The 18,836-nt window shown below is 66.4% G+C and carries 15 protein-coding genes and 1 pseudogene; 13 read left to right on the top strand and 3 right to left on the bottom strand.

The genetic code is table 11. The features are described 5' to 3' along the window. Window positions 1-29 precede the first annotated feature (29 nt). The gene (locus K307_RS43630) at window positions 30-644 is read left to right on the top strand and encodes a LysE family translocator (protein WP_042887270.1); all 615 of its coding nucleotides are present in this window, start codon (window positions 30-32) and stop codon (window positions 642-644) included. A gap of 47 nt (window positions 645-691) precedes the next feature. On the opposite strand, the gene K307_RS43625 is transcribed toward K307_RS43630, so the two are convergent. Next, the gene (locus K307_RS43625; RefSeq protein ID WP_042887269.1) at window positions 692-1,234 is read right to left on the bottom strand and encodes a hypoxanthine-guanine phosphoribosyltransferase; all 543 of its coding nucleotides are present in this window, start codon (window positions 1,232-1,234) and stop codon (window positions 692-694) included. Window positions 1,235-1,291: 57 nt separating this feature from the next. Next, complete coding sequence (ffh, locus tag K307_RS43620) at window positions 1,292-2,686, bottom strand: signal recognition particle protein (protein WP_042887267.1); 1,395 nt, start codon at window positions 2,684-2,686, stop codon at window positions 1,292-1,294. 129 nt (window positions 2,687-2,815) lie between these two features. Here ffh and K307_RS43615 point away from each other — a divergent pair, with 129 nt between their 5' ends. From K307_RS43615 to K307_RS43565, 11 genes are all read left to right on the top strand, one after another. Beyond that, a complete protein-coding gene (locus tag K307_RS43615; RefSeq protein WP_042887266.1) occupies window positions 2,816-3,766 on the top strand; it encodes a cytochrome C assembly family protein in 951 nt (316 codons plus the stop codon). A 6-nt stretch (window positions 3,767-3,772) separates the two neighbouring features. After that, on the top strand, window positions 3,773-4,069 hold the full coding sequence (locus K307_RS43610) for a PP0621 family protein (RefSeq protein ID WP_042887265.1): 297 nt from the start codon (window positions 3,773-3,775) through the stop codon (window positions 4,067-4,069). Next, window positions 4,066-6,162, top strand: coding sequence for a sensor histidine kinase (locus K307_RS43605; protein WP_042887264.1), 2,097 nt, complete (start codon window positions 4,066-4,068; stop codon window positions 6,160-6,162). The genes K307_RS43610 and K307_RS43605 overlap by 4 nt, the downstream gene beginning before the upstream one ends. A 46-nt stretch (window positions 6,163-6,208) precedes the next feature. Next, window positions 6,209-7,849 carry a sigma-54-dependent transcriptional regulator gene (locus K307_RS43600; protein ID WP_155301383.1) on the top strand — a complete coding sequence of 547 codons (1,641 nt, stop codon included), beginning with the start codon at window positions 6,209-6,211 and terminating at the stop codon, window positions 7,847-7,849. Continuing rightward, window positions 7,846-8,490, top strand: coding sequence for a 1,6-anhydro-N-acetylmuramyl-L-alanine amidase AmpD (gene ampD, locus K307_RS43595; RefSeq protein ID WP_051975434.1), 645 nt, complete (start codon window positions 7,846-7,848; stop codon window positions 8,488-8,490). Before K307_RS43600 ends, ampD begins: the two co-directional genes overlap by 4 nt. Before the next feature lie 498 nt (window positions 8,491-8,988). Further along, entirely contained in the window at window positions 8,989-11,925 is a 2,937-nt protein-coding gene (locus tag K307_RS43590; protein WP_042887260.1) for a ribonucleoside-diphosphate reductase subunit alpha, read from the top strand. Between the two features lie 183 nt (window positions 11,926-12,108). Beyond that, the gene (locus K307_RS43585) at window positions 12,109-13,296 is read left to right on the top strand and encodes a ribonucleotide-diphosphate reductase subunit beta (protein WP_042887259.1); all 1,188 of its coding nucleotides are present in this window, start codon (window positions 12,109-12,111) and stop codon (window positions 13,294-13,296) included. 338 nt (window positions 13,297-13,634) lie between these two features. Beyond that, window positions 13,635-14,573, top strand: a complete 939-nt coding sequence (locus K307_RS43580) for a LysR family transcriptional regulator (protein ID WP_042887258.1) — start codon at window positions 13,635-13,637, stop codon at window positions 14,571-14,573. A 63-nt stretch (window positions 14,574-14,636) separates the two neighbouring features. Further along, the gene (locus K307_RS43575) at window positions 14,637-15,602 is read left to right on the top strand and encodes a Bug family tripartite tricarboxylate transporter substrate binding protein (protein ID WP_042887257.1); all 966 of its coding nucleotides are present in this window, start codon (window positions 14,637-14,639) and stop codon (window positions 15,600-15,602) included. A gap of 59 nt (window positions 15,603-15,661) precedes the next feature. Continuing rightward, a complete protein-coding gene (locus tag K307_RS43570; protein ID WP_042887256.1) occupies window positions 15,662-16,897 on the top strand; it encodes a CaiB/BaiF CoA transferase family protein in 1,236 nt (411 codons plus the stop codon). Next, window positions 16,894-17,739: an enoyl-CoA hydratase/isomerase family protein gene (locus tag K307_RS43565; RefSeq protein ID WP_051975433.1), complete on the top strand. Its 846-nt coding sequence runs from the start codon at window positions 16,894-16,896 to the stop codon at window positions 17,737-17,739. Before K307_RS43570 ends, K307_RS43565 begins: the two co-directional genes overlap by 4 nt. Window positions 17,740-17,779: 40 nt before the next feature. On the opposite strand, the gene K307_RS43560 is transcribed toward K307_RS43565, so the two are convergent. Further along, window positions 17,780-18,208, bottom strand: a complete 429-nt coding sequence (locus tag K307_RS43560; RefSeq protein WP_042887254.1) for a DUF2726 domain-containing protein — start codon at window positions 18,206-18,208, stop codon at window positions 17,780-17,782. Window positions 18,209-18,316: 108 nt separating this feature from the next. Between K307_RS43560 and K307_RS43555 the strand changes: the two are divergent. Further along, window positions 18,317-18,830: pseudogene (locus tag K307_RS43555) on the top strand (helix-turn-helix transcriptional regulator). Window positions 18,831-18,836: the final 6 nt, after the last annotated feature.

The following is an 18,836-nucleotide window of genomic DNA, read 5'->3' as shown; positions in this document are numbered from 1 at the left end:
CTGATTCCCTGAATGCCCTGGAGTCAGTCATGGAAGTGTCCCAACTCGCCGCCGGCACCGGTGTCTTTGCCGCGTTTGCCGGCTTTGCGCTGGTGTCGTCGATCACCCCCGGTCCCAACAACACCATGGTCCTCGCCTCGGGCGTGAACTTCGGTTTCGCGCGCACCGTGCCGCATGTGCTTGGCATCAGCATCGGCTTTGCGCTGATGGTGTCGCTGGTCGGGCTGGGGCTGGGATCGCTGTTCCACGCCTTTCCGTGGACCTGGCAGGTGCTGCGCGTGGTGGCGACGGTCTACCTGGTGTGGCTGGCGTGGAAGCTCGCCACCTCCGGCGGCGTGCAGGACCAGAAAGTCGGTCAGCCGATGGGCTTCCTGGCCGCCGCGGCGTTCCAGTGGGTCAATCCCAAGGCGTGGGTGATGGCGGTGGGCGCGTGCAGCACCTACGTGCTGCACGGCAACCTGTGGCTCAACGTCTTGATGCTGGCGGGAATCTTCGGCGTGGTCAACCTGCCGAGCGTGGCGATGTGGGCGCTGTGCGGCTCGGCGCTGCGGCGCTGGCTGGCGCGCCCGCGGGTGCTGCGCGCCTTCAATATCGGCATGGCCGTGCTGTTGCTGGCCTCGTTGTGGCCGATCCTGGACGCCTGAAGCGGGCGCCGGGGCAGGCACCCGGGCGGGTGCCTGTATTCACCTGATCAGACCAGCGCGCGGATCGCCCCCAGATTGCGCCAGTACCCCTTGGCATCCATGCCGCACCCAAACACATAGCGGTCTGGCACCGTAAAGCCGCAGAAGTCCGGGTGCATGGGCTTGATCTTGGTCAGCGTCTTCTCGCACAGCACCGCAGCGTGGAATTCCTTGGCACCCATGTCCAGGATGCGCTCGCGGATCGCGGCCATGGTCTCGCCTTCATCCAGGATGTCGTCCAGCACCAGCACCACGCGGTCCTTGACCGATTCGCGCGGGGCCACGCGCCACTGCATCTCGCCGCCCACGGTCTTGTTGTTGTAGCGCGAGAGATGGATGTAGTCGAACTCCAGCGGGAAGGCCAGCTTGGGCAGCAGCATGCCGGTGAAGACCACCGCGCCGCCCATCACTGACAGCACCAGCGGGAAGGCATCGCCCATCTTGACGGTGATCTCGGCCGCCATGCGGTCCAGCGCAGCCTGGACTTCCTCGGCGGAGACGATTTCTTCGGAGTTGGCCCACAGCTCGCGGGCCTGTACGGCGCTCATCATGATGTCTTTCCTGGTCTTTTGCGGGGGAGGCGGATCGCGTGCCGATCTTACCGGTACCTAGCGGTTGAAGAGGCCCTTCATGCCGCCCTTCATCGCGCCCATCTGGCGCATCATCTTCATCATGCCGCCGCCCTTGAGCTTCTTCATCATGGATTGCATCTGGTCGAACTGGTTGAGCAGGCGGTTCACTTCCTGCACCGGCACGCCGGCGCCCGCGGCGATGCGGCGCTTGCGGCTGGCCTTGATCAGCTCGGGCTTGGCGCGCTCGGTCGGCGTCATGCTGTTGATGATGCCTTCCATGCGGGCCACCTGCTTTTCCGCCTGATCCATATTGGCGCCCTGCGCCTGCTGGGCGAACTGCGCCGGCAGCTTGTCGACCAGGCTGGCCATGCCGCCCATCTTCTTCATCTGGCCGATCTGCGCCTTGAAGTCTTCCAGGTCGAAGTCGCCGGTCTTCTTGATCTTCTTGGCCAGCTTCTCGGCCGCTTCCATGTCCACGCCGCGCTGGGCTTCCTCGACCAGCGCGAGGATGTCGCCCATGCCCAGGATGCGCTGGGCCATGCGATCGGGGTAGAAGGGCTCGAGGCCGTCGAGCTTTTCGCCGACGCCGACGAACTTGATCGGGCGGCCGGTAATGTGGCGCACCGACAGCGCCGCGCCACCGCGGGCATCGCCGTCCAGCTTGGTCAGCACCACGCCGGTCAGCGGCAGGGTGTCGTTGAAGGCCTTGGCGGTATTGACCGCGTCCTGGCCGAGCATGGCGTCGACCACGAACAGCGTTTCGGCGGGCTTCAGCTCGGCGTGCAGGGCGGCGATTTCCTGCATCATCAACTCGTCGATACCCAGCCGGCCGGCCGTGTCGACGATCAGCACGTCGTGGTAGTGCTTGCGTGCCCAGTCCACCGCCGCGCGGGCGATGTCGACCGGCTTCTGGTCGGGCTGCGACGGGAAGAAGTCAGCGCCGACTTGCTCGGAAACGGTCTTGAGCTGGGCGATAGCGGCGGGGCGGTAGACGTCGCACGAGACCGTCAGCACCTTCTTCTTCTTGTTTTCCTTGAGCCACTTGGCCAGCTTGCCCACGGTTGTGGTTTTACCGGCACCCTGCAGGCCGGCCATCAGGATGATGGCGGGCGGCTGCACGGCAAGGTTCAGCTCGGCTTCCTTGTTGTTGCCGCCGGCGGCTTCCGCGCCGCCGATCACGGCAGTCAGCTCGCGCTGCACCACGCCGACCAGGGCCTGGCCCGGGGTGAGGCTGGTGACGACCTCCTCGCCCAATGCCTTTTCCTTGACGCGGGCGACGAATTCGCGCACGACCGGCAGCGCCACGTCGGCTTCGAGCATGGCAAGGCGCACTTCGCGCAGCATCTCGGCGGTGTTGGCCTCGGTCAGGCGCGCCTCGCCGCGCATGGTCTTGACCACACGCGCCAGGCGTTGAGTGAGATTGTCCAGCATGGCAGGAATTGGGGGAGAGGTCGGAGCAGGGCTCGGAGAAAAATCGGGGCAGGACCGGCTCACGCGGGGGCCTGGAGCACCGGATCAACCGGCCGCCACCGTCCGTGGGCACTAAGGTAAACTGCGTAAATGGTCATTGTACTGTATGCCCTCACGGCACTTCTCTATTGCGGCCTGGCCTGGCACGGCTGGGCCACGCGCCATCCGGTCGCGACCGCGGCCGGCCAGGCAGGCGGCGGCGGCTCGGCTGTGCTCGTTGCTTCCGGCCCCGGCGGCCCGGGCGGCGGAATCCCCCCGGCGGGCGGCGCGCACGGCGAAGCGCGCCCGGCCTGGTGGCACGTGCTGATGCTGGCGGCGCTGGCCAGCCACGGCATGCTGCTGCATGAAACCATCTTCCCGGCTGAGCGCATGGTGTTTGGCTTTGCCTTCGCGCTGTCGGCCATGCTGTGGCTGGGCGTGGGCATCTACTGGATCGAGAGCTTCTTCTTCTCACTGGCGGGTCTGGGGCTGATCGTGATTCCGGTGGCGCTGGTCGCCAGCCTGTTGCCGCTGGCCTTTCCCGGCTCGCAGATCCTGGGCTACGCGGCGCAGCCGCTGTTCAAGCTGCACTTCATCATCGCCAACGTGGCCTACGGGCTGTTCACGCTGGCGGCCTTCCACGCCTTCCTGATGCTGCTGGCCGAACGGCGCCTGCACGGCTTCCGCCACGTGCCGGCGCGGCCGAGCGAGCCGCAGCCCAGCCAGTGGCTGGGGCGCTGGCTGGACCTGCTGCCGCCGCTGCTGACGCTGGAGAAGCTGCTGTTCCGGCTGATCGGCGCCGGCTTCGTGCTGCTGACGCTGACCATTGCCTCGGGGCTGCTGTTCTCCGAGGAACTGTTTGGCCGCGCCTTCCGGCTCGACCACAAGACCGTGTTTGCGCTGATCTCGTGGGCCATGTTCGGCGGCATCCTGGCCGGACGCATCTTCCGCGGCTGGCGCGGCAAGGTGGCGCTGCGCTGGGTCATCGCCTCGTTCGGCATCCTGCTGCTGGCCTATGTCGGCAGCCGCTTCGTGATCGAAGTCGTGCTGCACCGCATCTGAACTGCCATGGCACGTATCCTGATCCTGCTGGCCGTGGTGCTGGGTGTGTTCTGGTGGCTGCGCGTCCGCGCCGAGGCCCGGCTGGCCCAACAGCGCGCGCAGCAGCGCGCGCGCGAAGCCAGTCAACGCGCCGCCGCCGAGGCCGCCGCCCCTGCCGCGGCCGAGCCGATGGTCCAGTGCGCGCACTGCGGTGTACACCTGCCGCAAGGCGAGGCCATTGCCTGGCGCGGCCTGCACTACTGCCGCCGCAGCCATCTCCCTGACGAAGCCAGCACCGGCACCACCGGCGGTCCCGGCGCATGACCGAACCGGCGCTGTCAGGCTGGCAGCGGCTGAACGCCTGGCGCGGCCTGGCGCAGCTGTGGCGCCAGGACGAACCGCCCGATTTCCACTGGCGCCTGCTGCGCTATTTCTGCTGGACCCGTGTGGCCGTGGGCCTGCTGCTGGTCGGCTACGCGCTGATGCAGCGCGGCGAGCCCCCGGCCGTCGCCGCAGCCTTGCCGTTTGCGCTGGGCGCGGTCGAGCATGCGGCGGCCATGACGGTCGCGTTGCCCTACCTGGTGATCGCGCTGGCGATGCTGGCCGGCACGCTGTGGCGCCGGCACTTCCATCTGCGCGTGCGCGTGCAGGTGCTGGCCGACCTGGCGCTGCTGGCTCTGGTCTACCACGTGCTGGCGCGGCACGGCACCCACGCGCAGGCCGACGGCCTGGCCATGATCTTCCTGCTGCCGGCGCTGGAAGCCGGGGCCCTGACCAGCCTGCTGTTCGCGCTGTTCGCCGCGGCGATCTCCGCGCTGGTGGTGATGAGCGGGCCGTTCACCCACACCATCCTGCTGCGCCAGGCCGATGCCGGGCTGCTGGGCTCGGGTCTGTTCGGCCTGGTGTTCATGATCGCCGCGCTGCTGATGTATATGCTGGCCAACCGCCAGATCGCGCAGGAACGGCTGGCGCTGGCGCGCGAGCAGGAGCTGCGGTTGCAGCAGCTGGTCAACCGGCTGATGGTCAACGACATGCAGGACGGCGTGATGCTGGTGCGCGCCAACGGGGCGGTGGTGGCGGCCAACCCGGCGGCGGTGGTGCTGCTGGGCGTGCAGCCGCATGAACGGATCTATTCGCGCCGGCTCGGTGGCGCTGCAGGGCAGGGCGCCAGCGGTGGCGACGCCGTCTTGTTCGACCTGCGCCGCATCCCGCGCCTGCAGCCGCTGATGGAGATGCTGCGCGACTGGCTGCGCAGCAAGGACGATGTGCCGCGCATCCTGCAGCTACTGCCGATGGCGTCCGGCACCGCGCTGGCCGACGGCACCATGCAGCACACGCGGCTGCGGCTGCGCTTCGTGCTGCCGGGGCTGGCCGGGCTGCGCTCGACGCTCGCGCACGGCCGCACCGTCCCGACCGCCCTCGATACCGCCGCCTGGAACGAACTCTCGCCCGAAGCCGCCGCACGCCTGCGCCTGGCCATCGCCCAGAACGAGGCCATGGCCTGGTCGCAGGAAGACGAGGCGCTGCTGCGCAGCGAGATGCGCGACACCGTGCTGGTCCATATCGAAAGCTGGGAACGCATCGCCGAACAGGTGCAGCAGGAAAAGCTGGCCGCGATGGGCCGGCTGGTGGCCAGCATCGCGCACCAGATCCGCAACCCGCTGGCGGCGATCAGCCAGGCCAGTGAGCTGTTGGCCGATTCGGGCAGGCGCGAGCCCGGCGTGCCAGACAGCGGCGGCGCCGACGTCGACATCGACGCCCGCCTGCTGCGCATCATCAACGACAACGTGCGCCGGCTCGACCAGGTGGTGTCCGACGTGCTGCAGATGTCGCGCCGCCCGCGCACCGGCCGCAGCACCGTGCACCTGGCGCAGGCGCTGCCGGAGATCGTCGAGCGCTGGCGGCTGGAAATGCGCTCGCGCCGCCCGCACGCCGGCGAGACCCGCCAGGCGGGCCGCGCCGACATCAACGCCAACGCCATCCGGCTGACGGTGGACGTGGCGCAGCCGGTGGTGTTCGACGCCTCGCAACTGCAGCAGGTCCTTGGCAACCTGCTCGACAACGCCTGGCGCTACTGCAGCCGCCTGCCGGGCTCGATCCGGCTGCTGGCGCACGCGCTGGACCAGCACCATGCCGAGCTGATCGTCTGGAACGACGGCGCCGAGGTCTCGCGCGACCACCAGCGCAGCCTGTTCGAGCCGTTCTTCACCAGCAACGCGCAGGGCACCGGGCTGGGCCTGTTCATGGCGCGCGAGCTGTGCGGCGCCAACGACGCGCAGGTGCGCTACGGCGCCGTGTCGCTGCCGGCGCTGATCGAGCGTACCGGCGTGCTGGCCCCGGCCGCGCGCGATACACTGCCGGCCAAGGCCTTCGTGCTGACGCTGCGCATCGAGACCGCGGACGCGGCCGCGGCCTGAGCCGGCTCAACCTGACCCACCTCCGATCCACCCCGATTCCTTTCCCATGCCACCCCGAATGTCCAGCGCGCCCGATCCTATCCTCGTCATCGACGACGAGGCCGACCTGCGCGAGCTGCTGGATATCTCGATCCGCCGCATGGGGCATGACGTGGTGCTGGCCGGCTCGCTGGCCGAGGCGCGCGAGAAGCTGGCGCAGCGCCGCTACAGCCTGGTGCTGACCGACATGCGGCTGGGCGACGGACTCGGCATCGAGATCGTGCGGCAGCTTTCCGCCGCGCCCGAGCGCGTGCCGGTCGCGGTCATCACCGCCTACGGCAGCGCCGACAACGCGGTGGAGGCGCTCAAGGCCGGCGCCTTCGACTACATCGCCAAGCCGGTATCGCTGGAACAGCTGCGCAGCCTGGTGCTCAACGCGCTCGGCCGCCAGCAGCGTGACAGCGATGCCGCCGCGGCCGACCCCGCCGCCGATCGCGCCGCCGCCTTGCTGCCCGGCCACTCCGCCGCCATGCAGGAGGTGCGCCGCTCGCTGTCGCGGCTGGCGCGCAGCATGGCGCCGGTGGTGATCAGCGGCGAATCCGGCAGTGGCAAGGAGCGCGCCGCGCGCGCCATCCATGCGACCAGCGCCCGCGCCGCGCACCCCTTTGTCGCGGTCAACTGCGGCGCCATCCCCGAGAACCTGATGGAGTCCGAGTTCTTCGGCTACGTCAAAGGAGCGTTCACCGGCGCCGACGGCGAGCGCGGCGGTTTCTTCCAGGCTGCCAACGGCGGCACGCTGATGCTCGACGAAGTGGCCGACCTGCCGCTGCCGATGCAGGTCAAGCTGCTGCGCGCGCTGCAGGAGCGGCGCGTGCGCAAGATCGGCGCCAGCCGCGAAGACGCCGTCGACGTGCGCGTGATGTGCGCCAGCCACAAGGACCTGGCGGCGATGGTCGCGGCCGGCCAGTTCCGGCAGGACTTGTATTACCGCCTCAACGTGCTGGAACTGCGCATGCCCACGCTGCGCGAGCGCAGCGAGGACATCCCGGTGCTGGCGCGCGCCATCCTGGACCACCTGGCGGTGCGCTACGGGGACCCGCGCCCCAAGCGGCTGTCGCCGGCGGCGCTGGACCGGCTGGCCGCCTACCGCTTCCCCGGCAACGTGCGCGAGCTGGAGAACCTGCTCGAGCGCGCCTATGCCTTTGCCGAGAGCGAGCAGATCGAGGTCGCCGACCTGGGCCCGCTGGAAGCCGGCGCCGAGCGCGCCGGGCTGATGCACGCGCCGGCGCCCGCCATGGCGCCGGCGGCCCACTACGCTCCTTGGGCCGCGGGGGGCATGTGGCCGCCCGTGCCGCCTACGGCGGTCCCGTCGCCGGCCCCCGCCCCGGCACCGGAGCCCGCACCGCCTGCCTCGGCCGCCGCCGCTCCGGAACCCGAAACCGACGGCGATCCGGTGGATCGCGCCTGTCGCGGCATCGTCTTCCCGATCGACCTGCCGGCGCGGCTCGAAGCCGTGGAGCGCGAGCTGATCCTGCAGGCGCTGGCACAAACCAACTTCAACCGCACCGCGGCGGCGCCGCTGCTGGGCCTGAACCTGCGCCAGCTGCGCTACCGCATCCAGCAGCTGGGCATCCGCGAGGCCATGGACGCCGCTGACCGCGGCGCCGCCGAGGGTGCGGGCGAGAACGCGGCCGAGGGCACGTCATGACCACGCCCCCCACGCCCGCGCTGCCCGCATTGCCAGAACGCAGCCGCCACTACCTGCCCGACGCCGACGGCTGGGTCCCCGCCGCGCGCCGCGTGCCGTCTCCCAATTTTGACGAGCGCCCGGCCGGCATCCCGGTCGACCTGGTGGTGCTGCACAACATCAGCCTGCCGCCGGGCCAGTTCGGCAGCGGCGACATCGAAGCCTTCTTCCAGAACCGGCTCGACCCGGACAAGCACCCGTTCTTCGCCACCATCCATCAGGTGCAGGTGTCCGCTCACTTCCTGATCACCCGCCAGGGCGAGCTGGTGCAGTTCGTGCCGTGTACGCTGCGGGCCTGGCATGCGGGGCAATCGGACTTTTTTGGCCGGGCGCGCTGCAATGACTTTTCCATCGGCATCGAGATCGAAGGTTGCGACGACCTGCCGTTCACGCCGGCCCAGTACGACACCGTGACCGCGCTGGTGCCGGCGCTGCTCGCCACCTACCCGGTGCGGGCGATTGCCGGCCACAGCGACATCGCCCCGGGGCGTAAGACCGATCCCGGCCCGCATTTCGACTGGGCGCGCTTTGCCACAGAAGCGTCATTGCCGTCGGGTATGCTGCCGTATCGTTGCGGCCCGGCGACCGATCCGGGTGACTGATTCGTAACGTCTACTACCACGCCAGCGCGCCCCGTCCTGGCGCACATGCCCCATGCCGGCGAGGGGCTATCGCACCGTCGCAACAATCAAAAAAATTTTTCAAAAATGTGCGGTTGCGAACGGTTTGGCCGAAACCCTTGCGAGTATTAGCCTCGCGGGCATGTGGCGCCGCCGCATCCGTCGCATCGATCCCGAAAAAGCGCTTGTCAAGACTGGTCATTCGGATTCGTTTCACTATACTTAGCCCAGTTTTCAGTAGTACCCACTATATCTAGTAGTCAAACCGGGGAGCCGGCCCAGGTGTGAGGTGGCCGTCGCGCAGTCTGCGACACCGTCTTGCCGCCACCGCGGGGCCAGCGCATCACAAGAGTCCCTGGCGAAATGTTCACGCAGAGGCAGTTTGTCCATGCCCGGTCCAGGCCGGGCGGATGTTCTTTCCGCCGCATTTCGCCAGGGACTCTTTTGTCTCTTATTTCCAGGGTAAAAACAGGAGTTCTCATGCAAACGGCCCAGAACGAAATCACCACGGGCGCGAGTGGCGCTGCAGGTATCGCACCGACCGCGCAGCAGACCCCCGCCAACGCCGCCAATACGAACTACCCGGATCACAAGATCATTCGTCGCAACGGCGCCGTAGTGGCTTTCGAGCCGTCCAAGATCAACGTGGCCATGACCAAGGCCTTCCTCGCCGTGAACGGCGGGCAGGGTGCCGCTTCCGCGCGCGTGCGCGAAGTGGTCGAGCAACTGACCCAGAACGTGGTCCGCGCACTGCTGCGCAGCCGCCCCAACGGCGGCACCTTCCATATTGAAGACGTGCAAGACCACGTGGAACTGGCGCTGATGCGCTCGGGCGAGCATGAAGTGGCCCGCGCCTACGTGCTCTACCGCGAAAAGCGCAAGGACGAGCGCGCCCAGGCCAGCGCCCAGGCCGTGGCCCGCGTGCAGGAAGGCGGCTTCTCGGTCAATGTGACCGACGGTGGCATGACGCACGTGCTGGACATCGCTGCGCTGCATGCCCTGATCGACAACGCCTGCTCCGGCCTTGGCGATGCCGTCAGCGCCGAGCCGATCCTGAAGGAAACCCTGAAGAACCTGTACGACGGCGTGCCGATGACGCAGGTGTATGATTCCGCCATCCTGGCCGCGCGTACCCTGATCGAAAAGGACCCGGCCTACAGCCAGGTCACCGCCCGTATCCTGCTGCATACCATCCGCAAGGAAATCCTGGGCGCCGAAGTGACCCAGTCGGAGATGTCGGCCCGTTACGCCGAGTACTTCCCCAAGTTCATCGCCCGCGGCATCGAAGCCGAGCTGCTGGACGAAAAGCTGGCCACCTACGACCTGGCCCGCATGGGCGCCGCGCTGGACGCCCAGCGCGACTTCCAGTTCAACTACCTGGGCCTGCAGACCCTGTACGACCGCTACTTCCTGCATATCGATGAAACCCGCATCGAAATGCCACAGGCCTTCTTCATGCGCGTGGCCATGGGCCTGGCGCTGAACGAGAAGGACCGCGAAGGCCGCGCCATCGAGTTCTACGAGCTGCTGTCGTCGTTCGACTTCATGTCGTCCACGCCGACCTTGTTCAACTCGGGCACCCGCCGCTCGCAGCTGTCGTCGTGCTACCTGACCACCGTCTCGGACGACCTGGAAGGCATCTACGAAGCGCTGAAGGAAAACGCGCTGCTGTCCAAGTTCGCCGGCGGCCTGGGCAATGACTGGACCAATGTTCGCGCACTGGGCTCGCACATCAAGGGCACCAACGGCAAGTCGCAGGGCGTGGTGCCGTTCCTGAAGGTGGTGAACGACACCGCCGTGGCCGTGAACCAGGGCGGCAAGCGCAAGGGCGCCGTCTGCGCCTACCTGGAAACGTGGCACCTGGACATCGAAGAATTCCTGGAGCTGCGCAAGAACACCGGCGACGACCGCCGCCGCACCCACGACATGAACACGGCCAACTGGATCCCGGACCTGTTCATGAAGCGCGTGATGGAAGGCGGCGAATGGACGCTGTTCTCGCCCGCCACCTGCCCGGACCTGCACGACAAGGTCGGCAAGGAATTCGAGAAGGCCTACCTGGGCTATGAAGCCAAGGCCGCCAGCGGCGAACTGAAGCTGTTCAAGAAGCTGCCGGCGCTGCAACTGTGGCGCAAGATGCTGGGCATGCTGTTCGAGACCGGCCACCCGTGGATCACCTTCAAGGATCCCTGCAACATCCGCAGCCCGCAGCAGCACGTCGGCGTCGTCCACAGCTCCAACCTGTGCACGGAAATCACGCTCAACACCAACGAGAGTGAGATCGCCGTCTGCAACCTGGGCTCGGTCAACCTGGTCGCCCACCTGGCCAAGCAGGCCGACGGCACCTACGCGCTGGACCACGCCAAGCTGCAGAAGACCGTCCGCACCGCGATGCGCATGCTCGACAACGTGATCGACATCAACTACTACGCGGTGGACAAGGCGCGCAATTCCAACCTGCGCCACCGTCCGGTCGGCATGGGCATCATGGGCTTCCAGGACTGCCTGCACGTGCTGCGCACGCCGTATGCCAGCAAGGCCGCGGTGCAGTTCGCCGACACCTCGATGGAAGCGGTGTGCTACTACGCCTACCAGGCTTCGACCGAGCTGGCTGAAGAGCGCGGCCGCTACAGTACCTACGAAGGCTCGCTGTGGGACCGTGGCATCCTGCCGCAAGACTCGCTCAAGCTGCTGGCCGAAGAGCGCGGCGGCTACCTGGAAGTGGACCTGTCGAGCACCATGGACTGGGACGCGCTGCGCGCCCGCATCAAGCAGTACGGCATGCGCAACTCGAACTGCATCGCGATCGCCCCGACCGCGACCATTTCGAACATCATTGGCGTGTCCGCTTGCATCGAGCCGACCTTCCAGAACCTGTATGTCAAGTCCAACCTGTCGGGCGAGTTCACCGTGGTCAACGACTACCTGGTGCGCGACCTGAAGGAACGCGGCCTGTGGGACGAGGTGATGGTTGCCGACCTGAAGTACTTCGACGGCTCGCTGTCGCGCATCGACCGTATTCCGCAAGACTTGCGCGACATCTACGCCACGGCGTTTGAAGTCGAGCCGACGTGGCTGGTGGAGGCTGCTAGCCGTCGTCAGAAGTGGATTGATCAGGCGCAGTCGCTGAACATCTACATGGCTGGTGCGTCGGGTAAGAAGCTGGACGACACCTACAAGCTGGCATGGGTGCGCGGCCTGAAGACCACGTACTACCTGCGCACGATGGCTGCTACGCACGTGGAGAAGTCGACCGTGTCGCGCGGTTCGCTGAATGCGGTGTCGTCGGGCAGCGACAGTGGCTCGGCACTGGACGCAGCTGCCGCAACGGCCCCGGCGATGCCGGAAGCCGAAGGCGCGGTTTGCACGATGCGTCCGGGCGACCCCGGCTTCGAAGAGTGCGAAGCGTGCCAGTAAGTAACAAGTAGCACCCGATTTGCTCCCGGGGGCGAGTGTCAGCGCCACAAAGTAGCAAGTCACCCTCGGTTTGCTCCCCTCTCCCGCTTGCGGGAGAGGGGGGGTGGGCCAGAGCCTCCACGAAGTGCAACGGCCCCATCGCTGGCCACCCGCCAGCCACCACGAAATTCGGAGAATCACATCATGCTGAGCTGGGACGACGACGTTCAAGCCACCCCGCAAGCTGCCCCGCAGCCTGCCCTGCAACCCGCTGCTGCCACCACCACGGCCGACCAGCAAGGCGTCCTGCCGCCCGCCGCCACGCAGCCCGGCATCCTGGGCAACAACCCCAACGCCGCCGCCGCGCAAAGCAACCGCCGCGTCAACGCCGCCGACAAGCGCGTGATCAATGGCTCCACCGACGTCAACCAGCTCGTCCCGTTCAAGTACAAGTGGGCGTGGGAAAAGTACCTGGCCGGCTGCGCCAACCACTGGATGCCGCAGGAAATCAACATGTCCCGCGACATCGCCCTGTGGAAAGACCCCAACGGCCTGACCGAAGACGAGCGCCGCGTTATCAAGCGCAACCTCGGCTTCTTCGTCACCGCCGACTCGCTGGCCGCCAACAACATCGTGCTGGGCACCTACCGCCAGATCACTGCGCCGGAATGCCGCCAGTACCTGCTGCGCCAGGCGTTTGAAGAGGCTATCCATACGCACGCCTATCAGTACATCGTTGAGTCGCTCGGCCTGAACGAAGCCGAGATATTCAACGCGTACCACGAGGTGCAGTCAATCCGCGACAAGGACGAGTTCCTGATTCCGTTCATCGACACGCTGACGGATCCGTCGTTCAAAACCGGTACGCCGGAGAATGACCAGAAGCTGCTGAAGTCGCTGATCGTGTTTGCCTGCATCATGGAAGGGCTGTTCTTCTATGTGGGCTTTACGCAGATCCTGGCGATGGGGCGGCAGAACAAGATGACTGGGGCTGCTGAGCAGTATCAGTACATCCTGCGCGATGAGTCGCTGCACTGCAATTTTGGTATTGATCTGATCAATCAGATCAAGCTGGAGAATCCGCATCTGTGGACGGCGGAGTTCAAGGCTGAGATCACGGAACTGTTCAAGAAGGCTGTAGACCTGGAGTACCGCTACGCTGAGGACACGATGCCGCGTGGGGTGCTGGGGCTGAATGCGCCGATGTTTAAGTCGTATCTGCGGTTTATCTGCAATCGTCGGTGCCAGCAGATTGGGTTGGATCAGTTGTTCCCGAATGAAGAGAACCCGTTCCCGTGGATGAGCGAGATGATCGATCTGAAGAAGGAACGGAACTTCTTTGAGACGCGCGTTATTGAGTATCAGACGGGTGGGGCGTTATCTTGGGATTGATGGACTACTATTATTATTCCGACAGATTTTGAGGAAAATGGGAGCCGATCTGGTTCCCATTTTTTTTAAGTGATGGGCTTGCTGACGGCCCAACAATTACCTTTGCTCGCCTGGGGATTGCTTTCATAGCGCCGGTCGTAGTATCGATCAGGTGTCCATTCCCCGTACAGATTCCGCGCTTCGTTGAAGTTGGGGAAATTCCCGCTTGCTGACGCGACTTGCTGAGCGGAAAATGGACAAGCGTGCATTGCCGCATTCCAAGGCGCTCAGAACCGTTTCTCTGGCTCCTAAGCGGTAGCCCGCCCCACACAAGACGCGTCCCCTAAGCGCCGACCACCGTGACGTCCTCCGCCCCTTTGCGCAGCACCCGCCTGCACTTCGACCTAACCACCGTCCAGCTCTTCATCGCCGTAGCCGACCTTGGCAGCATCACCCGCGGCGCCGAGCGCCTCCACCTTGCCCCCGCCGCCGCCTCCCGCCGCATCCTCGAACTGGAAGCCCAACTAGGCGTCTCCCTCTTCGAACGCCTCCCCCACGGCATGGCCCTGACCGAAGCAGGCCGCGCACTCCTGGCCCACGCCCGCGGCATCACCCACACCGTCCAACGAATGCAGGACGACGCCGCCTCCTTCGTCGGTGGCGATCTGGGCGTAGTGCGGGTGGCAGCCCCAAAGTCCGCAGTCATCCAATTCCTCCCCTTCGACATCCAACGCTGCACCACTGCCTGCCCCGGCGTGCGCATCGACCTGCAGGAAATGAACAGCCTGGAAGTCCAGCAATCCCTGCGCCGCGGCACCGTCGACATCGGCATCTACGAAGGCAGCCTCGGCGTAGTCGACCTGCCGACCGAGCCCTACCGGACCGACCGGCTGGTACTGGTGGTGGCGCGCGGCCATGCCCTGGCCCGGCGCCGAAAGGTCTCGTCGGAGGACGTGCTGGACTGCGACCTGATGGTGCTCGGCGAGAGCTCGGCGATCTCGATCGGGCTGGAGCGGCTGGCCGAGGAGGCTGGCCGCGTGCTGCGCATGCGCATGCGCGTGGGCGGTTTCGACAGCATCGCCGCGCTGGTGGCGCAGAACCTGGGCGGCGGGGTGATGCCGGAGGCGATTGCGCGCGAGGTGGCGGGCGGCAGCCGCTTCGTCCGGCTGCCCATCGCTGAATCCTGGGCGCAACGCCAGTTTGTGCTGTGCCATCGGCCTCATGGCGCACTTTCCTCGGCAGCGCTCAGCGTGCTGGAGGTGCTTGCGCAAAACGCGAAACCTGAATCCCCAAAATAGCGATAGCCCGCGGCGGGTGCATTGCGGATGATGGCTCCATAACTACCAGGACGGAGACACGCAATGCAGCGCAGACAATTCATTTTGGCGGCACCAGCCGGACTGGCGATGCCCAGCCTCGTGCGCGCTGCGGACTTAGCCGGCCCGGTACGCATCGTGGTGGGCTTTGCCCCCGGCGGCGGCACGGACGTGCTGGCGCGCGTGATCGGGCAAAAGCTGGGCGTGATGTGGAACACCAGCGTGGTGGTGGAGAACAAGCCCGGCGCCACCGGTGCGATCGCCGCTGCCTATGTCGCCAAGCAGCCGCCTGACGGCACCACGCTGCTGATGGCGCATGTCAACAGCCATGCGATCGCCCCGGCGCTGCTGGACGTCAAGTACGACCCGCGCACCGACTTCACGCCGATTTCGATGGTGGGCGTCACGCCAAACATGCTGACCTGCCGTCCGGAACAGAAGGTGCGCAGCGTTTCGGACATCGTGGCGCTGTGCCGCCAGAAGCCTGGAAAGATTTCCTTCGGTTCGTCGGGCATCGGCTCGGCGCAGCACCTGGCGCTGGAGATGTTCCGGCTGCAGGCCAAGCTCGACGTGGTGCACGTGCCTTACAAAGGCTCGGGCCCGTTGGTGGCGGACCTGATCGGCGGCCAGATCGACTATGCGTTCGACACCATGACCGCCGCCACGCCCTTTATCCAGCAGGGCAAGGTGATCGCGATCGCGCAGACACGTCTGAAGCGCGCGGCCAGCCACCCCAACGTGCCGACGCTGGCGGAGTCCGGCTTTCCCGGCCTGGACGCGGCGTCGTGGTACGGACTGGTGGGTCCGAAGAACATGCCGCCGGCGCTGGTGCAGCGCATGAACGCGGACGTCAACCGCGTGCTGGCCATGCCCGACGTCGCCGAGCGGCTCAAGAGCTTCGGCGCCGAGGACTCCGGCGGCTCGAGCCAGCAGTTCGGCGCCTTTATTGCATCCGAGTCCACCAAATGGGCCAAGGTCGTGAAGGACGCCGGCGTGAAAGCTGAAAGCTGATGGCCAGGCGCCGTCGCGCCCACGCACGCCGCTTTATCGAATTTTCCAGGAAGCAACCGATGACAGATTTCAGCGATTCCCGCGCACAAGCGCCTGCATCCAACCTGCCGCTGGCCGGCGTGCGCGTGCTCGACGTCAGTCAGGTCATGGCGGGGCCTTATGCCTGCATGCTGCTGGCCGACCTCGGCGCCGACGTGATCAAGATCGAACCGCCCGATGGCGGCGACCAGACGCGCGGCTCGATGGGGTTCAAGATGAAGGGCTCGGACAGCATGGGCTTCCTCAACATGAACCGCAACAAGCGCAGCGTCACGCTGGACCTGAAGACCGATTCCGGCCGGCAGGTGCTGTATCGCTTGGCGGAATCGGCCGACATCCTGGTGGAGAACTATCGTCCCGGCGTGATGAAGCGTCTGGGGATCGACTACGAGACGCTCGCCAAGATCAATCCGAAGCTGGTCTACGTCAGCATCTCGGGCTTTGGCCAGACTGGACCGTGGGCCGGGCGGCCCGGCTTCGACCTGATGGCGCAGGCCATGTCGGGCGTGATGAGCGTCACCGGCTACCCGGGCGGCGCGCCGGTGAAGGCGGGCGTGCCGGTGGCCGATATCGGCTGCGCGCTGTTCGCGACCTACGGCATGCTTGCCGCGTACATCGGTGCCAAGGAGACGGGGAGGGGGCAGTACGTGGATGCGTCGCTGTTCGACTCCGCGCTGGCGTTCTCGGTGTGGGACACTTGCGAGTACTGGGGCACGGGCCGCGAGCCCGAGCCGCTGGGCACGGCCAACCGCATGAGCGCGCCCTACCAGGCGATGAAGGCCGCCGATGGTTACTTTGTGATGGGGGCCACCAACCAGAAGCTGTGGCAACTGCTGTGCAACACGCTCGACCGGCAGGACTTGCTCGCGGATGAGCGCTTTGCCACCGTGGCGCTGCGGCTGGCCAACCGGCCGGCACTGATCGCCGCGCTGGAGGAGACCTTCGCCAAGCAGAGCGCCGACTCATGGATCGAGCAGTTGCTCGAAGTCGGCATCCCGGCCGGCCCGATCCTGACCTACCCGCAGGCCTTCGACAGCGAGCATGGCCGGCACCGCCAGATGCGCATCGAGATCGATCATCCGATCGAGGGCAAGGTGCCAAACATCGGTTTCGCGGTGAAGATGGGCGGCACGCCGCAGCAGGTACGTCGTCCGCCGCCGCTGCTTGGCCAGCATACAGAAGAAGTCCTGGCCGAGTTGGGGCTGTCGAAGGATGAACAGCAGTCGCTGGCCGCGGCCGGCGCATTCGGCGCATGAACCCCGCGCTGCCGCCGGGAGGCGGTCAACCAGCGGCGAGCCAGCGCGAAGCCGGTCCGGGCAGCGACGGACAGGTCACGCTCACGATGCAAGGGCAGGTCGCGACGCTGACGTTCGACCGTCCGGCCGCGCGCAATGCGATGACGTGGGCCATGTACGAACAACTCGCCACGCACTGCCGCACGCTCGCCGCTGACGGCAGCGCGGGCGTGCGCGTGGTGGTACTGCGCGGCGCGGGCGGGGAGGCCTTTGTCGCGGGCACCGACATCGCGCAGTTCCAGCAATTCTCGAACGGGGATGATGGGGTTGCCTACGAAGCGCGCATCGACGAGGGCATCCGCCTTGTCGAACAGCTGCCGATGCCTACTGTGGCGGTCATCGAGGGCTGGGCGGTGGGCGGCGGCCTGGCCATCGCCACTGCCTGCGACTTCCGGGTGGCGACTCCCAAGGCCCGCTTCGGCGTGCCGATCGCGCGCACGCTGGGCAACACGCTGTCTGCGCTGAACCTCGCCAAGTTGCGCGCGGCCTGGGGACTGCAGCCGGTGCGGCGCATGCTGCTGCTGGCGCTGATCCTGGATGCCGACGCCGCACTGGCCTGCGGCTTTCTCGAGGGCGTGTACGCCGCAGAGGCGCTGGACGCCGAGGTCGCTTCGCTATGCGACCGGCTCGCCGCGCTGGCGCCTGTCACCCAGACGGTCGTCAAGGAGGCGTTGCGGCGCCAGACTGTGGAGGCCGTGGCCGATACGGATGACCTGGTGCGGTTGTGCTACGGGAGCGAAGACTTCCGGGAAGGAGTGGAAGCGTTTGTGAGCCGGCGGTCGCCGGTGTGGAAGGGCAGTTGAATGTAGGGGGATTGGAGCGGTCGAAGGCCGCTCCAGCTGTTCAGGCCTCCGCCTTGCCGGCCCGCATGACGTTTCCCGAAGGCGTAGCCGGCATCGACCCGGCCGGGCAGGGGGACGGCGCAACGACTGTTGCATAGTCCTGCAAGATCACCGTGAAATCAACGTCCTCGGAGTTGTATCGCTTGATCGGAATACCGGCGGAGGCAAGGACTTCGTTCTTTGGCCTGTCCCGCTTCTGGGCCCCCGCGCCCCGGTGCGAAGCGCCGTCCAGCTCGATGACGTAGAGCGGCCGCATGGTATTGCGCTCGCACACCAGGTAATCGACGTACTTCTGCGCAAAGAGATTCCGTGCCGCCTGTGCCTTTCCGCGATGCTGCACGAAGGCCGACATCGCAACTTGCGGGAAGACATGGGCGCCTCTCAACGCCGTCGACAATCGCACATAGAGATGGATCTCGTCTTGCCGCATGAACGGCGTCCGGCGCGCGAATTCGAAGCCTTTTGGCGCTGCGCCTACCTCTCGCCCTCAGTATCTGAAGCGCCAGCAGGACCATTACAGCAAAGAGAGGGATAAGCCATGAAATACGCCTTCACCCTCAAATACCAACTGTCGCCAGACGACAACGATCCTGACACGCTGGTAGAACGCTTGTACGAAGCAGGATGCGACGACGCAATTGCAGGCACAGGTCTGGCAGGTCGGATTGCGCTGGCCTTCGACCGCGAAGCCGAGTCCGCCAGCGCCGCCATCCTGGGCGCCCTGGCCGACGCCAGGCGTGCAATGCCGCCACCCTGATCGAAGCCGCCCCCGATCTCGTCGGCCTGACAGATATCGCCGACATCGTCGGCATGTCCCGCCAGAACATGCGCAAGCTGATGCTCGGCCATCCCGAATCCTTCCCGCCGCCAGTGCACGAAGGCAGCAGCGTCCTGTGGCACCTGCGGGATTTGTTGGTGTGGCTGCAACAGCGGGACTACGAGATCGATCCCGGGCTCATTGAGGTGGCGGAAACGGCCAGGTGAATCTCGCGAAGAACGCTAGCCTGGCGATTCCTGCGATGAAGCGTGAGTTGCGCGCGCTCCTGGCATAAGGGCAA

This window comes from Cupriavidus necator A5-1 (assembly GCF_000744095.1).
In the GTDB taxonomy this organism is placed as follows: domain Bacteria; phylum Pseudomonadota; class Gammaproteobacteria; order Burkholderiales; family Burkholderiaceae; genus Cupriavidus; species Cupriavidus necator_A.
The sequence above is the reverse complement of the archived record's forward strand: the minus strand, read 5'-3'. Positions and strand labels throughout refer to the sequence as shown.

Bases quoted from the DNA above. Each gene is read 5' to 3' on its own strand.
- K307_RS43600 (WP_155301383.1), top strand. From the start codon at position 6,209: ATGCCACCCCGAATGTCCAGCGCGCCCGATCCTATCCTCGTCATCGAC.
- K307_RS43615 (WP_042887266.1), top strand. From the start codon at position 2,816: ATGGTCATTGTACTGTATGCCCTCACGGCACTTCTCTATTGCGGCCTG.
- ffh (WP_042887267.1), bottom strand. From the start codon at position 2,686: ATGCTGGACAATCTCACTCAACGCCTGGCGCGTGTGGTCAAGACCATG.
- K307_RS43560 (WP_042887254.1), bottom strand. From the start codon at position 18,208: ATGCGGCAAGACGAGATCCATCTCTATGTGCGATTGTCGACGGCGTTG.
- K307_RS43605 (WP_042887264.1), top strand. From the start codon at position 4,066: ATGACCGAACCGGCGCTGTCAGGCTGGCAGCGGCTGAACGCCTGGCGC.
- K307_RS43575 (WP_042887257.1), top strand. From the start codon at position 14,637: ATGCAGCGCAGACAATTCATTTTGGCGGCACCAGCCGGACTGGCGATG.
- K307_RS43585 (WP_042887259.1), top strand. From the start codon at position 12,109: ATGCTGAGCTGGGACGACGACGTTCAAGCCACCCCGCAAGCTGCCCCG.
- K307_RS43625 (WP_042887269.1), bottom strand. From the start codon at position 1,234: ATGATGAGCGCCGTACAGGCCCGCGAGCTGTGGGCCAACTCCGAAGAA.
- ampD (WP_051975434.1), top strand. From the start codon at position 7,846: ATGACCACGCCCCCCACGCCCGCGCTGCCCGCATTGCCAGAACGCAGC.
- K307_RS43610 (WP_042887265.1), top strand. From the start codon at position 3,773: ATGGCACGTATCCTGATCCTGCTGGCCGTGGTGCTGGGTGTGTTCTGG.
- K307_RS43630 (WP_042887270.1), top strand. From the start codon at position 30: ATGGAAGTGTCCCAACTCGCCGCCGGCACCGGTGTCTTTGCCGCGTTT.
- K307_RS43570 (WP_042887256.1), top strand. From the start codon at position 15,662: ATGACAGATTTCAGCGATTCCCGCGCACAAGCGCCTGCATCCAACCTG.
- K307_RS43565 (WP_051975433.1), top strand. From the start codon at position 16,894: ATGAACCCCGCGCTGCCGCCGGGAGGCGGTCAACCAGCGGCGAGCCAG.
- K307_RS43590 (WP_042887260.1), top strand. From the start codon at position 8,989: ATGCAAACGGCCCAGAACGAAATCACCACGGGCGCGAGTGGCGCTGCA.